Source organism: Clostridium sp. Marseille-Q7071, assembly GCF_965112025.1.
The window spans coordinates 1656199-1673505 of record NZ_CBCOPR010000001.1; the positions used below are offsets into that span (position 1 = coordinate 1656199).

A 17307-nucleotide genomic window follows, 5' to 3' on the forward strand; every position below is an offset into this window, starting at 1 on the left:
ATTACTTATAAATATCATACAATAATAATTTAAATTTGTAATCGTTAACTATATTTTAAATAAAAAATTGAGAAGGTGACAAATATTGAATAATGTGATTGGACAAAACATTCCGAGAGTAGATGCTTACGAAAAAGTTACTGGCAGAGTAAAATTTACAGATGATTTGATTTTAAATCAATGTCTTGTGGCAAAAGTGTATCATTCTACCATTGCCAATGGAATTGTAAAGTCAATTGATACCAGTGAAGCAGAAGCCTTAGACGGGGTTGCAAAGGTTGTAACATTTAAAGATGTACCAAAACAAACTTATCCTACTCCAGGTCATCCATGGTCAGTGGAACCTGCTCATCAAGATGTGGCAGATCGTAATATTTTGACAGGAAGAGTCCGTTATTATGGAGATGATATTGCGGCTGTTATTGCAGAGGATGAAGTAATCGCGACTAGGGCTTTAAAATTAATTAAAGTTGAGTACCAAGAATATAAGCCTGAGATACATCCAAGAGAATCTATGAAAGGGAGCAATCCTCCGATTCATGAAGAAAAGCCTGATAATATTCTTGCCAAAAGCGAATATGAAATCGGCAATGTGAAAGAAGCTTTTGAATCGGCGGAAGTGGTTGTAGACGGAACTTATAAAACCCAGGTTGTGCAGCATTGCCATATTGAGAATCCTATCTCATATGCGTATATGGAGAAAGGACGTATTGTGATTGTCAGCTCTACACAGATTCCCCATATTGTAAAAAGGGTTGTAGGACAGGCATTGGGAATTTCATGGGGAAAAGTAAGAGTTATAAAACCTTATATCGGAGGAGGATTCGGTAATAAACAGGATGTGTTATATGAGCCATTGAATGCTTTTTTAACAACCCAGGTAGGCGGCCGTCCTGTAAAATTAGATGTTACAAGAGAGGAAACCTTTGTTTGCACTAGAACAAGACACTCCATAGAATATGATCTTAAAGCAGGAGTAGACAAAGAAGGAGTAATCATTGGCAAAGAAATGCATGCTTATTCCAATCAAGGAGCATATGCTTCTCATGGTCATGCGATTGCTGCCAACGGTGCAACTGCATGGAGACATTTGTATCATGTAGACAATATTAAAGCAACGGCTTATACGGTCTATACCAATACTCCTGTAGGTGGAGCCATGAGAGGATATGGCATTCCACAGATGTGCTTTGCAAGTGAAGCTTTTATAGATGATATTGCTTATAAAATTAATATGGATCCATTAGAGTTCCGTAAGAAGAATTTAATTAAGGGATACTTTAAAGATCCTTATCTTACTCCTATAGCAGCCAATACAAATGGTGTTATGGAATGTATGGATAAGGGAGCTAAGTATATTGATTGGCAGAAAAAACGAGAACAATACCGAAATCAGACAGGGAATATCCGCAGGGGAGTAGGTATGTCGGTGTTTAGTTATAAAACTGGTGTATGGCCTATTTCTCTTGAAATAGCAGGTGCCAGACTGATTATGAATCAAGACGGCAGTGTACAGCTTATGGTTGGAGCTACTGAGATAGGACAGGGTTCAGATACGGTATTTTCACAAATGGTAGCGGAAACTTTGCATATAAATGTGGAAGATGTCCATATCCAATCTGTTCAGGATACGGATGTTACACCATTTGATACAGGTGCTTATGCATCCAGACAGTCGTATGTAACAGGTACCGCAGTAAAACAGTGTGCAGAACAGATGTATGAAAAGATTTTAACTTATGCCAAAACACTTCTGAAAGAAGAATATAACCAATTAGAGGTTGAAGACGGATGGATATTAGGAGATGGGAAAAAGGTATTGTCCTTAGAAGAGTTAGCTATGGAAAGTTACTACAGCCTCAGCAATTCCTCTGTTATTACATCGGAAGTATCTCTTCAGTCGAAAAAGAATGCCATAGCAACCGGATGCTGCTTTGCGGAAGTAGAAGTAGATATTAAGCTTGGAAAAGTAAAGATTATAAAAATAATCAATGTTCATGACAGCGGAGTATTGCTGAATCCTCAGCTTGCTGTTATGCAGATACATGGAGGAATGTCCATGGGAATTGGTTATGGATTAAGCGAGCAATTGCTTGTGGATGAGAAAACAGGCAGAGTCTTAAATGGTACATTGTTAGATTACAAAATGCCAACAACAATGGACTTACCGGACCTGGATGTTGATTTCGTAGAATTAGAAGAACCTACAGGACCTTATGGAAATAAAGCATTGGGAGAACCGCCGGCCATTCCGCCAGCTCCAGCTATTCGTAATGCTGTCTTACATGCAACTGGTGTCAGCCTTCATGAGATTCCTATGTCTCCTCAAAGATTAATTGATGCTTTTACAAAAGCAGGTCTAATATAGAAAGGAGGGAATGTTATGTACGATATTAATCATTATTATAATGTAGCAACAATAAAAGAAGCAGTTTCCCTTCTGAAGGAACATTCCAATGCAAGAATTATTGCAGGAGGAAGTGATGTGCTAATCAAGATTCGGGAAGGAAAAATGGCAGGAACAGATCTGCTCTGTATTCGTGACATCAAGGAACTCCAGGGAGTTACTTTAACAGAAAATAAAGATATTCATATCGGTGCTGCCACTACTTTCAGTCATATTACAAATGATCCGATTATTCAAAAATATATTCCTGTTTTGGGAGAAGCAGTAGATCAAGTTGGCGGACCGCAGGTTCGAAATATTGGAACAATCGGCGGTAATATCTGTAATGGTGCGGTTAGTGCAGATAGTGCTCCCACAGTCTTTTCTTTGGATGCCAAATTAAAGATTGTCAGCAGTGACGGTGAAAGAATTGTACCGGTAAAAGAATTCTATTTAGGACCGGGACGTGTGGACTTGCATCCAGGCGAACTGCTTACGCATATTATTATCCCTAAAGAGAATTACTGGGGATATTGGGGACACTATATTAAATATTCTATGAGAAATGCTATGGATATTGCTACATTAAGCTGTAGTGTTGTAAGCAAGGTAAATCCAGAGACTAATGTTTTAGAGGATGTAAGAATTACCTTTGGAGTTGCAGCGCCTGTTCCTTACCGCTGCCATATGACGGAAGACGCCATCAAAGGAAAAATGATTGAGGAATCTCTTTGTCAAGTAGTAGAAGACACCATTCGCCAAGAGATTAATCCAAGAGATTCATGGAGAGCTTCTAAAGCATTTCGCCTTCAGATTGGTGGAGAGATTGCAAAAAGGGCACTGGTAAAAACAATAGAACTTTCAAGGGGGAATCATCATGAATAAAGAGATGCGGCTGGTAAAATGCATCGTAAATGGAAAAGAAGTAGTCGAATATGTAGACGTGAGGGAATCCTTATTGGATATGCTACGTAACCGTTTAGGACTTACTTCGGTAAAAAAAGGCTGTGAAGTAGGCGAATGCGGTGCCTGCACCGTAATTATCGATGGCGAAACAGTTGATTCTTGTATCTATTTGGCAGTATGGGCGGAAGGTAAGAATATCAGAACATTGGAAGGACTCCTTGGAGAAAATGGGGAATTAACCAGAATTCAAGAGGCATTTATTGAAGAAGGAGCAGTTCAGTGCGGATTCTGCACACCAGGCTTTGTAATGTCAGCTACTGTTTTATTAGAACGAGGAGAAAAACTTTCCAGAGAAGCTATTAAAAAGCATATGGCGGGAAACTTATGCCGCTGTACTGGATATCACAATATTGTATCGGCAGTAGAAAAAGTGATGGAAGAAGGTGGAACTAATCAGAATTAGGGCATGTTTGAAAATCAAGTAGTGCAAGAATTAAAATAAATAAATTTGTAGATTTAGTAAGTACAAAACCTGCAAAAATATTTGGATTATGCCCCAAGAAAGGGACTATTGCAATTGGCTCCGATGGAGACATTGTTATAATTGACCTTAATAAGAAAGTTAAAATTACAAAGTCAATGTTATATGAAAATGTCGATTATACTCCTTATGAAGGGTTTGAACTTCAAGGAGATCCAATAATGACAATTTCAAGAGGAAAAGTTATAGTAAAAGATAATGTATTTATTGGAGAAAAAGGATATGGACAATTTTTAAAAAGAAAAAAAGTAGATTTTTCTACTATTGACTAAATAATAATTTTGTAGTTATAAGGAACCTTTTGTAGATTAAAAAGGTTCTTTTTTTCTTAATTTATCAATATGATAAGATATATTACTAAGTTGGGTATTAGAACGAATATTTACAACATTCGATAAATTTATTATTAAAATGATAAATTTATCATTTTAATAATAAATTTATCCATATAATTTTTCTAAATTAACCATTTATAGGCTTTAAGTTATTTGGCATAGATATTGCTTATTAAATATGGTAAAGGAGGAGGCCAAAAGTTAAAAAGAAAATATAGAAATTTTTCATTTTAAAGATTCTAAATAATTAGTATGTAAATTTAAAATTTAAAACTTAATTATAAAAATTTAGGAGGCGTATTCATGCAAGATATTAAAAAATTAACTGAAAAATTAGGAAATTTCAAATGTGAAAAAATGTATAATAATGATTTCTTCTTAACTTGGGAAAAGACAGATGACGAACTTAATGCTGTATTTACAGTAGCAGATATTTTACGCAAAATGAGAGAAGATAATATATCTACAAAAATATTTGATAGTGGATTAGGTATTTCACTATTCCGTGATAATTCCACAAGAACAAGATTCAGCTTTGCAAGCGCATGTAACTTATTAGGATTAGAAGTTCAAGATCTAGATGAAGGAAAGTCACAAATTGCTCATGGAGAAACAGTACGTGAAACAGCGAATATGATTTCTTTCATGGCTGATGTTATAGGTATCAGAGATGACATGTTTATAGGTAAAGGAAACAAATATATGCATGAAGTATCTGGGGCAGTTCAAGATGGATATAAAGAAGGAGTTTTAGAACAACGTCCTACACTTGTAAATCTTCAATGTGATATAGACCATCCAACTCAATGTATGGCAGATTTACTTCATATAATTCATCATTTTGGAGGAGCAGAAAATCTTAAAGGTAAAAAAATAGCTATGTCTTGGGCATATTCACCATCTTATGGTAAACCACTTTCAGTTCCACAAGGTGTAATTGGATTAATGACAAGAATGGGAATGAAAGTTGTACTTGCTCATCCAGAAGGATATGACTTAATGCCTGAAGTAGAAGAAGTAGCAAGAAAAAATGCTGAAGCAAGCGGCGGTAAATTTATAAAAACTAACTCAATGAAAGAAGCTTTTGAAAATGCAGATATAGTATATCCTAAGAGCTGGGCACCTTTTGAATTTATGGAAAGACGTACAAATTTATATGGAGAAGGTAAATTTGAAGAAATAGATGTACTAGAAAAAGAATTATTACAAGAAAATGCTAAGCATAAAGATTGGGAATGTACAGAAGAAATGATGAAGCTTACTAAAGATGGAAAAGCATTATATTTACACTGCTTACCAGCTGATATCACAGGAGTTAGCTGTAGTGAAGGAGAAGTAGCTGCATCAGTATTTGATCGTTACCGTGAACCACTTTACAAAGAAGCTGGATATAAACCTTATATTATTGCTGCAATGATATTCTTAAGCAAAGTTAAAAATCCAGTTGAAACAATTGATAAACTTTTAAAAGCAAATAATCCAAGATTTTATGGAAAATAATTTATGATATAATAAAAAATTTATTATATCTTTAAGGGGGAAAAGTTTGTATGGGTGACAAGATGCGACCAATTTCATTTGAAAGAATGATTACATGGGTTATAAAAGAACTTAAAGAAAAGGAATCTATTTTTGGAATTCACAAGAATAAATTCTACAAAAATAATACTGGAAAATATATAGAATTATTTGGAGAAAAACTGGCATCTCCACTTGGTCCTGCAGCAGGTCCTAATTCTCAATTAACAGAAAACATAGTTGCATCTTACTTAACAGGGAGCCGTTTTATTGAATTAAAAACAGTGCAAGTTATTGATGGAGAGGATTTACCTGTAGCTAAACCATGTATTCATGCGGAAGATGAATGCTATAATGTGGAATGGTCTACAGAACTAACAGTGCCAGAAGCTTATGATGAGTATATAAAGGCTTGGTTCTTACTTCATGTTTTAATGAAAGAATTAAACTTAAGCAAAGAAAGAGACTTTATGTTTAATATGAGCGTAGGCTATGATTTAGAAGGTATAAAATCTCCTAAAGTTGATGCTTATATAGAAGGAATGAGAAATGCATCCACTACAAAAGTTTGGAAGGAATGCAAAGAAACATTACTTTCTAATATGGATTTATTCTTTAATTTTAGTAAAGAAGATTTGGACAAAATTTCACCAGTAATTTGCCCGTCCATTACTTTATCTACACTACATGGATGTCCACCAGAAGAAATTGAAAAGATTGCAAAGTATCTTTTGGAAGAAAAAAATCTTCATACTTTTATAAAAATGAATCCAACTCTTTTAGGAGAAAAGTTTGTTAGGGATACCTTTGATCAAATGGGATATGATTACGTAGTTCTTAATCCTAAACATTTTGTAAATGACTTGCAATATAAAGATGGAGTATCCATGCTTAAACGTCTAAAAGTTATTGCTAGAGAATTAAAATTAGAAATAGGAGTAAAGCTTACAAATACTCTGCCAGTTAAAATTGAAAATGGCGAATTACCTGGAGAAGAAATGTATATGTCAGGCCGCTCTCTTTTCCCACTAACTATATCTTTAGCAAGCAAATTAGCTTCAGAATTTGATGGAGATTTACAAATATCTTATTCTGGTGGTGCAGATTTCTTTAATGTAGAAAAGATTTTAAAGGCAGGAATTCAACCAATTACTTTTGCAACTACTATTTTAAAACCAGGTGGTTATGAGAGAATAACTCAAATGTCTAAAAAGGTAGAAGATAATCTTAAAGGTGCATTTAAAGGTATAAATACAGAATATTTAAATGAGTTTGCAAGCTCAGCTTTAACTGATAAATATCACCTTAAAGATCTTAGACCTGTAAGTAGCAGAAAGATTTCTTCTGAACTTCCAATTTATGATTGTGCAATAGCACCTTGTACAATAGGATGTCCTATAAATCAACAAATACCTGAATATGTAGCTTTAGTTGGTGAGAAAAGATATGATGAAGCTTTCAACTTAATAGTTAAAGATAATGCTTCACCAGCAATTACAGGAACTATATGCAATCACAATTGTCAATATAAATGTACAAGACTTGATTATGATGAATCAGTTTTAATTAGAGACATGAAAAAAGTAGCAGTTTTGAATGCTGCAGATAAATATATTTCAAATATTAAAAAAGCAGACATAAAGAGTAATAAAAAAGCAGCAGTTATAGGAGCAGGTCCAGCAGGACTATCTGTTGCACTTTTCTTAAGAAGAAATGGTGTAGATGTAACTGTAATGGATAGAAAAGAAAGACCTTATGGTGTTATAGAATATGTTATTCCAGAGTTTAGAATTTCTTCTGAAATGATTAAAAAAGATTTTGAACTTGTTAGAAAACAAGGAGTTAATTTTAAATTTGGTATTGATGGAAATTTAGATGTAGATGCATTAAAGAAAGAATATGATTATGTGGTACTAGCAATAGGTGCTTGGAAACCAGGCAATTTACCATTAAAAGAAGGCGGAGAAAAAGCTGTTGATGCTATTTCATTCCTTGAAAATCACAAAAGTTCTAAAGGAAATATGAATTTAGGAAAGCATGTATGTGTCATCGGTGGTGGTGACGTAGCTATGGATGCAGCACGTGCAGCTAAAAGAACTCCAGGAGTAGAAAAAGTTTCTATAGTTTATAGAAGAACTAAAAAATATATGCCAGCTAGCTTAGAAGAAATAGAGTTAGCTCAATCAGAAGACATATTATTCAAAGAATTATTTTCACCAATATCAATAAAAGATTCTAAACTAATTTGTGAAGAGATGAAATTAGGAGAAAAAGATGCTTCAGGAAGAAGAAGACCTGTAGGTTCTGGCAAAATTGTGGAGATAGAAGCAGATACAGTTATTTCTGCTGTAGGACAGCAAATAGACAGTGATTTACTTAGAAAAAATAAAATAGAATTGGATTCTAAAGGTTTCCCTAAGGTAAACAAAGCTTGTGAGACAAACATTAGTAATGTATATGTTGCTGGAGACATGAAAGAAGGCCCATCTACTATTGTTAAAGCTATAGCTGATGGTAAAGCAGTATCTAAAGATATTTTATTAAAAGAAGGATTAAGTAATGATTTTGATAAAAAAGTCTTTACTGTAAATGAAAAGGAAACATATAACAAGAAAGGTATATTAAAAGCTTCTGATTGTTTAGAAAAAGAATCAGAGAGATGTCTATCTTGTAACAAGGTATGTGAAATTTGTGTAGACGTTTGTCCTAACAGAGCAAATATAGTCGTTAATGTGGATGAAGGTTTCCAATCTTCACATCAAATAATACACTTAGATGGAATGTGCAATGAGTGTGGTAACTGTGGTATATTCTGTCCTTATGAAGGAAATCCATATAAAGATAAAACAACAGTTTTCTGGAGCAAAGAAGATTTTGAAGATAGTACAAACAAAGGATTTTTAATCATAGATAAAGATAAAGGAATCTGCAAAGTTAGAAAAGAAAATGCTGAAGTTGTAGATTATACTGTTGGTGAATTAAATATCATCTCAAATGAAATGGAGAATATGATTAAAACTTTCATAAATAAATATAGCTATATGTCATAAAGAATATTTAGAATTGGGGAGGTAAATCAGATGTTGTTGATTGGAAATGGAAAAGTTATAACTAGAGATAATACTAGACCAATCATAGACGATGGATGTGTTGCTGTTGAGAAAAATAAAATTATTGAAATTGGATCAACTGAAACTCTAAAGAATAAATATAAAGAATACCAATTTATAGATGCAAAAGGCAAACTTATAATGCCAGGATTTATAAATACTCATATGCACTATTATAGTACTTTTGCTAGAGGAATGGCTAATGACAGCCCTCCAGCAAAATCATTCCCTGATATACTTAAAGGTCTTTGGTGGAGATTAGATAAAGCATTGAACTTAGAAGATGTTTACTATAGTGCTATGGTACCTATGGTTGATCAAATAAAAAATGGAGTAACTACTGTATTTGATCATCATGCTAGTGCTCATGCTGTCAAAGGAAGCTTATTTAAAATAGCAGAGGCATCAGAGACAATGGGAATTCGTAGTAATTTGTGTTATGAAACTTCTGATAGAGATGGAGAAAAAATTGCACAAGAAGGCATCGACGAAAATGCAGAATTTATTAAATATTGCAATGGTAAAAATGATGATATGATCAAAGGAATGTTTGGACTTCATGCATCTATGACAATTTCTGAAAGGACTTTAGAAAAATGTGTGGATGCAGCTAAAAGTTTAAACACAGGCTTCCATGTCCATTGTGGAGAAGGTATTGAAGATTTAGAAGATTCAAAAGAAAAGTATGGCAAGGGTGTTATAGAAAGATGGTACGATGCAGGAGTTCTCTGCGATAAAACCATAGCAGTACATTGTATTTATGTTTCAGATGATGAAATGGATATGATTAAAGAAAAGAATTCAATAGTGGTTCATAATCCTGAGTCAAACATGGGAAATGCAGTAGGTGTTTCTCCAGTGCTTAAAATGTATAAAAAGGGAATTTTATTAGGATTAGGAACTGATGGATACACTCCAGATATTACTGAATCTTATAAAGTTGCTAACATTATCCATAAGCATGCTGCTAAAGATTCAACTGTGGCATGGGGTGAAATTCCTGAAATGCTATTTGAAAATAACAGAAAAATCACCGAAAGATTTATTGATGATAAGGTTGGAATTTTAAAAGAAGGTGCACTAGCGGATATAATTGTAGTAGATTATAATCCACCAACACCAATTAATGAAAATAATATTAACAGCCATATATTATTTGGTATCAATGGAAGACATGTTGATACAACTATTATAAATGGTAAGGTTTTAATGGAAGATAGAAAACTTCTTCATGTTGATGAAGAGAGAATTATGGCTAGAAGTAGAGAACTAGCAACTGAAGTTTGGAAAAGATTTTAATTTATAAGATTTTGGAGGGGTTTTAAATGGAAACTATTAAAAAAGAAGAAATATTAAAATTAGCTGAGAAATATAAGGCAGAGATGACAAAATTCTTAAGAGATATGATTAGAATTCCAAGTGAAAGCTGTCAAGAGAAAGAAGTAGTACTTAGAATAAAAGAAGAGATGGAAAAAGTAGGATTTGATAAAGTAGAAATAGATCCTATGGGAAATGTATTAGGATATATAGGTCATGGAAAACATGTTATAGCTATGGATGCTCATATAGATACAGTTGGAATAGGTGATAGAAATCTATGGAATTATGATCCTTATGAAGGATATGAAGATGATGAAATAATAATAGGAAGAGGAGGAACAGACCAAGAAGGCGGAATGGCTTCTATGGTTTATGCTGGAAAGATAATCAAAGATCTTGGACTAGAAGATGATTACACATTAATAGTAACTGGTACTGTTCAAGAAGAAGACTGTGATGGACTATGCTGGCAATATATAATCAATGAAAGCAAAATAAAACCAGAATTTGTTGTAATTACAGAACCAACTTCCTTAAATATATACAGAGGACATAGAGGAAGAATGGAAATAAAAGTTACAACTCATGGTGTTAGCTGTCACGGATCAGCACCAGAAAGAGGAGATAATGCAATATTTAAAATGGGTCCTATACTAAATGAATTAAAAGCTTTACATGAAAACTTAATATATGACGAATTCTTAGGAAAAGGTAGTTTAACTGTATCTGAAATATTCTTCTCATCACCTTCAAGATGTGCTGTTGCAGATGGATGTACTATATCTGTAGACAGAAGACTTACTGATGGTGAAACTTGGGAATATGCAATTCAACAAATTAAGAATTTACCAGCAGTTAAAGCTGCAAATGCTGAAGTTGAAATGTATAGCTATGAAAGACCTTCATATACTGGTTTAGTATATCCAACAGAATGTTTCTTCCCAACTTGGGTATTAAAAGAAGACCACCCAGCATGTGAAACAGCTGTAAAATGCTACAAAGACCTATTCAAGAGTGAACCAAAAGTTGATAAATGGACATTCTCTACAAATGCAGTTTCTATAATGGGTAGATATGGAATACCATGTATCGGATTTGGACCAGGACATGAAGATCAAGCTCATGCTCCTAATGAAAGAACTTGGAAAGATGAATTAGTAAAATGTGCAGCAATGTATGCACTTATTCCAATAACTTATGTAAAAGAATTTGCTAACAAATAGTAGGGGGTATAGGATATGGGGTTAAGTAAATTAGTTATAGCATTAGGTGGAAACGCACTTCAAGAATCTGGAACCCCTGCGACAGCAGAAGCCCAATTAGAAGTAGTTAAAAAGACTTGTGAGTATATAGCAGAGCTTAGTTGCAGAAAATATGAAATTGCAATAGTTCATGGAAATGGTCCACAAGTAGGAAGAATTGTACTTGCATCAGAAGCAGCTGCAAATGTTACACCATCTATGCCTTTTGATGTGTGTGGTGCTATGAGTCAAGGTTATATAGGATATCATATTCAGCAATCTCTTAGAAAAGCTTTAGCTGATAGAAATAAGAATACACAAGTGGCAACAATTGTTACACAAGTAGTAGTTGATAAAGATGACATTGCTTTTAAAAACCCTACTAAACCTATAGGAGCTTTTTATAGTGAAGAAGAAGCTAAAAAACTTCAAGCAGAAAAGGGCTATGTAATGAAAGAAGATTCTGGAAGGGGATGGAGAAGAGTAGTAGCTTCACCAGCACCTAAAAGAATAGTAGAAATTTCATCAGTTAAAGAATTATGGAATTCAACTATATGTATAGCGGCAGGCGGTGGCGGTATTCCAGTTATTGAAAAAGAAGATGGATCATTAGAGGGAGTTGCCGCAGTTATAGATAAAGATCTTGCAGCTGAAAAACTTGCTGAGGATGTTAATGCAGATATTTTAATGATACTTACAGAGGTTGAAAAGGTATCAATAAACTTTAATAAACCTAATCAAGCTGATCTTAATTATATTACTGTAGAGGAAGCTGAAAAATATATGGAAGAGGGACATTTTGCTCCTGGATCAATGCTTCCTAAGGTTAAGGCAGCAGTAATGTTTGCAAAAGCGAACCCAAATCATAAAGCTATAATAACTTCACTTTACAGTGCCGTAGATGCATTAGAAGGTAAGACAGGAACAGTTATCACACTAAATAAATAAGATTAAATTTAATTTGAGAGTTGAAAGTAAAGAATTGAGGGCTAAAAAACTTCTTAACTTTCAGCTCTCAATTTTTAACTATAGTTTATTCTAAAAGTTTCTTTATGAGTAATAGAATATAAATATATTAATTATGGGGTGAGCTCTTATGTCTGAATTTATTTTAAATGGTGAAAGAATCAACATTGAAGAAGATATGAACTTCCTTGAATATTTAAGAGAATATAAAAATTTAACCTCAGTGAAAAACGGTTGTGCAGAAGGAGCTTGTGGTGCTTGTATGATAATTGTAGATGGCAAAGCTATGAGAGCTTGTTTATTTACAACTGTAAAAGCAGATGGAAAAAATATATTAACTGTTGAAGGGCTTTCAGAAAAAGAGAAAGATGTATTTGTTTGGGCTTTTTCAAAAGCTGGTGCAGTTCAATGTGGTTTTTGTATACCGGGGATGATTATAAGTGCAAAGGCACTTTTAGATAAGAATTTAAATCCAAGTAAAAAAGAAATTAAAGCAGCTATTAGAGGAAATGTTTGTAGATGTACTGGATACGTTAAAATAATAAAAGCTATTGAAATGGCAGCAGAAGCGTTTAGAAATGGTGGAATTCTATCTGATGAAAAATATAAAGGTAAAATAGGCGAAAATATTCCGAGGATAGATGCAAAAGATAAAATCTTAGGTACTGGAAAATATGTTGACGATATGAAAGTAGATGGAATGGTTTATGGTTCTGCTTTAAGAACAAAATATCCTAGAGCTTTAGTAAAGAGCATTGACATTTCAGAAGCTTTAAAGCATCCAGAAGTAGAAGTGGTACTTACGGCAGAAGATATACCAGGAAAGAGATTTATAGGACATATATCAAAAGATTGGCCAGCTTTAATAGCAGTAGGAGAAGAAACAAGATATGTTGGAGATTCAGTTGCACTAGTTGCAGCAAAGAGTAAAAAAGCTTTAAAAGAAATATTTAATCTTATAAAAGTAGAGTATGAAGAGTTGAAGCCTTTAAGTACTCCTTCTATGGCAATGGAGGAAAATGCACCTAAAATCCATCCTGATGGAAATATCTTAAGAGTGGAAAAAGTAAAAAGAGGTAATGTGGATGAAGCTATAGCTAATTCTAAATATGTAGTTACAAATCATTATTCTACTCCTTTTACTGAACATGCTTTTTTAGAACCAGAAAGCGCTATAGGTATGCCAGATGGTGACGGAGTTATTATCTATACTGGATCTCAAGGGATATATGATGAACAAAGAGAAATTTCTGAGCTTTTAGGACTTCCTAGCGAAAAAGTAAGAGCTGTAAGTAAATATGTAGGAGGCGGCTTTGGTGGAAAAGAGGATATGAGCGTACAACATCATGCTGCTCTACTTGCTTGGCATATGAAAAAGCCTGTAAAAGTAACTTTAAGCCGTAAGGAAAGTATAATGATTCATCCTAAGAGACACGCTATGGAAATGACTATTACTACTGCTTGTGATGAAGAAGGAAATTTAACAGCATTTAAAGCTGAAATTATAGCAGATACTGGTGCCTATGCATCATTGGGCGGACCTGTACTTCAAAGGGCTTGTACTCACGCAGCAGGACCATATAGATGTTCAAATGTGGAGATTAAAGGTACAGCAGTATATACCAATAATCCTCCAGGTGGAGCTTTTAGAGGTTTTGGTGTAACTCAGTCAGTTTTCGGATCAGAATGTAATTTAAATCTTTTAGCGGAAAAAGTAGGTATATCCCCTTGGGAAATAAGATTTAAGAATGCAGTAGAACCGGGAGATGTATTGCCTAATGGGCAAATTGCAGATAAGGGAACTGCTATAAAAGAAACTATAATGGCTGTAAAAGATGCATATGAAAATAATAAATATGCTGGAATAGCCTGCTGTATGAAAAATGCAGGAATTGGTGTTGGATTACCTGACATTGGTAGATGCAATTTAGTAGTGATAGATGGAAAAGTTCACATAAGAACTAGTGCAGCTTGTATAGGTCAAGGACTTGGAACAATTCTTACACAAATAATTTGTGAAACAACTAATTTGTTACCAGAGCGGATAATTTTAGATTTACCAGATACAATGGTTGCACCGGACTCAGGAACAACTACAGCATCAAGGCAAACGGTATTTACTGGAGAAGCTACAAGAGTGGCGGCATTAAAGCTTAAAGAAAGATTATTAACTAATTCACTAGAAGAGTGTGAAGGGGAAGAATTCTATGGAGAATATAAAGGTATTACAGATCCTATTAATTCGGACAAAGAAAATCCAGTAAGTCACGTGGCTTATGGTTATGCAACACAAGTTGTTATCCTTGATGAAGATGGAAGGGTAGAAAAAGTAGTTGCAGCACACGATGTAGGAAAAGCTATAAATGTTACTAATGTAGAAGGACAAATTGAAGGTGGAGTAGTTATGGGGCTTGGATATGCATTTACAGAGGATTATCCATTAAATAACTCTGTCCCTGCTGCTAAATTTGGAACCTTAGGATTATTTAGAGCTACAGATATACCAGAAATTGAATCCATAATAATTGAAAAGAACACAAATGATTTAGCTTATGGTGCAAAAGGAGTAGGGGAAATCACAACTATACCAACAGCTCCAGCAGCCCAAGGAGCTTACTTAAAGTTTGATGGACAATTTAGAAAAAAACTTCCTTTTGACGATACAGCTTATAGAAAGAAGAAATAATTGTCTGAATGTTTTTTAAAATGGTTATATTTTAGAAAATCTTGAAGATATATCGATTTTTAAGGGAAGCACTTCACTTTGGCTTCCCTTGTTTCAATTTTTATAAAAGTTATGAACTTGTTTCAAGTATATATTGAATGGAATATCATTACTCACTTGTTTTGTAAATATTTCAATAAGTTTTTGTTTATCATTTCAAATAATATTCTTTTCAGTTACCATAGGATTAGCTTATCCCCTATATTATTGAGTAATTTCTTTTTCAAATATTATTTCGTAATCTGTAGGTTTTCCATGAGAATTATAATACATAGGAAGAACTTGCACTAATCTCCATCCATTTTTAGCATATTTATCTATGATTTCATGATGGTCAGCACTAGAAAAAATCCTCCTAGTGTTGTTGGCACATATTTATATTCAGACATAGCTATTCCTACAGTAAATTATAATTTTTCTATTTTAACTTAATTATACCATATTTATGTAATTGAGAATTGACGATTGACAATGGACAATTGTGGATATTTCTCAGCTACCTCTGAGAAATTTAGAATTTATTCTGTAGCGGCGAACAGTGTTCGCCACATAACTAATAATTTATTGCTAGTTAAAAGATCCATTCAAAGAAATTTTTTTGCTAAAAATAATTTCAACCTTAATTGTACATTGTGCATTGTGCATTAATCTAAAAGTCGTGAATTCATATCTCGAACTGTTAATCTATATTCGAGATATACATTAAAATTTAAAGTAGTTTATCTATAAGAGGATTATATTCACATATGAAGAATAAAGAAGATAAATATATAGAAGTTCTCAGAGGTAAATTATACGAAAAAATGTAAAATGGGTAATTGTAAAATAAGGCGAAATAAAGATTATTAAAAAAGATATAGACAAATAGTAATTTTCTAACAGAATATTTGTATTTTAGAAGGAGATGAGTAGGATTGTTTATATATGATTTTAAGACCAGGATACAGATTGTAAAGGGATGGTCAGATGATAAAAAATATTGCGTTACAACACCTGATGGGAAAAAATATTTGTTACGTATTTCAAAAATAGAGCAACAAGAACGCAAGAGGGTTGAATTTGAAATGATGCAGTGTGTGGAGGCTCTCGGTGTGCCTATGTGTAAGCCGATTGCATTTGGCACTTGTGACGAAGGCGTATATTTCTTACAAAGTTGGATTGAAGGAAAGGATTTCGAAGAGGTTCTTACGATGTTAACTGATACAGAACAATATGCTTATGGGATTGAGGCGGGTCAAATACTAAAGCATATTCATACTATTCCAGCGCCTGATACGCAGGAGGAATGGGAGGTACGATTTAATCGTAAAATCGAGCGAAAAATCCAAATGTATAAAGATTGTCCGATAAAATATAAAAACGGACAATCTTTTATTGACTATATAAATACAAACCGTTATTTGCTGAAAAGTCGCCCACAATGCTATCAGCATGGTGACTACCATGTCGGCAATATGATGATTGATTATGATGGCAAACTGCAAATTATTGACTTTGACAGAGATGATTTTGGTGATCCATGGGAGGAATTTGATCGAATTGTTTGGAGTGCACAAAAATCTCCACTTTTTGCTTCTGGCATGGTAAATGGCTATTTTGATGGAAATGTACCAATGGATTTTTGGCGATTGCTTGCATTATACATTTCAAGCAATACTCTATCATCTATACCTTGGGCAATTCCATTTGGGCGAAGTGAAATTGATACGATGATAAATCAAGCCAAAGAAGTTCTTGCGTGGTATGATAATATGCAGAATCCTGTTCCTACTTGGTATAAGGGTTGCATATAATGAGTATAAAAAGAAATCGATAAATTCCAATTTATCGTTGAGGTAATTCGTAATCTTCTTAAAATGTGCATCAAATTCTAATTAAGTTATAGACTACATTGTTTATATATATTCTGTGGATAAACATAGTTATTACAAGGGACTAATATATTATATACTAGATATTTTGAATAAGGAGAAATAAAAATGAAGAAAAAAGCAATGTCTATTTTAGTGTTCATATTTAGTGTTGTTTCGCTACTTATTTCACTTAAATTATTTTGGAATATGGGTGTATTTGCAGATGAATATAATTTAAGTCCTGCAATTGTAAATGGTGGGGAGTTTTGGCTTCTAATGGATTGGCTTAGATTATTGTTGTTATTATTGCTATCACTTATTTCAGGCATAAATATTTTTGGAAAGAGAAAAAAAGAATAGATTATATAAATAAATTAGTAAATATCCTATCATTCAGAAGCTGAGA

12 protein-coding genes and 1 pseudogene are annotated in these 17307 nt (G+C 33.5%); 12 read left to right on the plus strand and 1 reads right to left on the minus strand.

What is annotated here, in order from left to right; translation table 11 throughout:
- Positions 1-94 precede the first annotated feature (94 nt).
- The 10 genes and pseudogenes from xdhA to xdh all read left to right on the plus strand — a co-directional run bounded on the left by xdhA (position 95) and on the right by xdh (position 15009).
- Positions 95-2368 carry a xanthine dehydrogenase subunit XdhA gene (gene xdhA, locus ACWPW7_RS07680; protein WP_454055483.1) on the plus strand — a complete coding sequence of 758 codons (2274 nt, stop codon included), beginning with the start codon at positions 95-97 and terminating at the stop codon, positions 2366-2368.
- A gap of 15 nt (positions 2369-2383) precedes the next feature.
- Positions 2384-3271, plus strand: coding sequence for a xanthine dehydrogenase subunit XdhB (gene xdhB / locus ACWPW7_RS07685; protein ID WP_454053032.1), 888 nt, complete (start codon positions 2384-2386; stop codon positions 3269-3271).
- Positions 3264-3755: a xanthine dehydrogenase subunit XdhC gene (gene xdhC, locus ACWPW7_RS07690; protein WP_454053033.1), complete on the plus strand. Its 492-nt coding sequence runs from the start codon at positions 3264-3266 to the stop codon at positions 3753-3755. The genes xdhB and xdhC overlap by 8 nt, the downstream gene beginning before the upstream one ends.
- A gap of 26 nt (positions 3756-3781) precedes the next feature.
- Positions 3782-4105, plus strand: a pseudogene (locus ACWPW7_RS07695) (amidohydrolase family protein); the annotation flags it as partial.
- A gap of 366 nt (positions 4106-4471) precedes the next feature.
- Positions 4472-5668, plus strand: a complete 1197-nt coding sequence (gene ygeW / locus ACWPW7_RS07700) for a knotted carbamoyltransferase YgeW (RefSeq protein WP_454053034.1) — start codon at positions 4472-4474, stop codon at positions 5666-5668.
- Positions 5669-5718: 50 nt separating this feature from the next.
- A complete protein-coding gene (gene ygfK, locus ACWPW7_RS07705; RefSeq protein ID WP_454053035.1) occupies positions 5719-8736 on the plus strand; it encodes a putative selenate reductase subunit YgfK in 3018 nt (1005 codons plus the stop codon).
- Between the two features lie 30 nt (positions 8737-8766).
- Positions 8767-10095, plus strand: a complete 1329-nt coding sequence (gene ssnA / locus ACWPW7_RS07710) for a putative aminohydrolase SsnA (RefSeq protein WP_454053036.1) — start codon at positions 8767-8769, stop codon at positions 10093-10095.
- Between the two features lie 26 nt (positions 10096-10121).
- Positions 10122-11339, plus strand: a complete 1218-nt coding sequence (locus ACWPW7_RS07715) for a YgeY family selenium metabolism-linked hydrolase (RefSeq protein WP_454053037.1) — start codon at positions 10122-10124, stop codon at positions 11337-11339.
- Positions 11340-11354: 15 nt separating this feature from the next.
- The gene (arcC, locus tag ACWPW7_RS07720) at positions 11355-12305 is read left to right on the plus strand and encodes a carbamate kinase (RefSeq protein WP_454053038.1); all 951 of its coding nucleotides are present in this window, start codon (positions 11355-11357) and stop codon (positions 12303-12305) included.
- Positions 12306-12453: 148 nt separating this feature from the next.
- Positions 12454-15009 (plus strand): selenium-dependent xanthine dehydrogenase, encoded by a 2556-nt coding sequence (xdh, locus tag ACWPW7_RS07725; RefSeq protein WP_454053039.1) that lies wholly within the window; start codon positions 12454-12456, stop codon positions 15007-15009.
- 243 nt (positions 15010-15252) lie between these two features.
- On the opposite strand, the gene ACWPW7_RS07730 is transcribed toward xdh, so the two are convergent.
- Positions 15253-15336 carry a hypothetical protein gene (locus tag ACWPW7_RS07730; protein ID WP_454055484.1) on the minus strand — a complete coding sequence of 28 codons (84 nt, stop codon included), beginning with the start codon at positions 15334-15336 and terminating at the stop codon, positions 15253-15255.
- 626 nt (positions 15337-15962) lie between these two features.
- Here ACWPW7_RS07730 and ACWPW7_RS07735 point away from each other — a divergent pair.
- Both ACWPW7_RS07735 and ACWPW7_RS07740 read left to right on the plus strand, forming a co-directional pair.
- A complete protein-coding gene (locus tag ACWPW7_RS07735) occupies positions 15963-16841 on the plus strand; it encodes an aminoglycoside phosphotransferase family protein (RefSeq protein ID WP_454053040.1) in 879 nt (292 codons plus the stop codon).
- A gap of 186 nt (positions 16842-17027) precedes the next feature.
- Positions 17028-17261: a hypothetical protein gene (locus tag ACWPW7_RS07740; RefSeq protein ID WP_454053041.1), complete on the plus strand. Its 234-nt coding sequence runs from the start codon at positions 17028-17030 to the stop codon at positions 17259-17261.
- Positions 17262-17307: the final 46 nt, after the last annotated feature.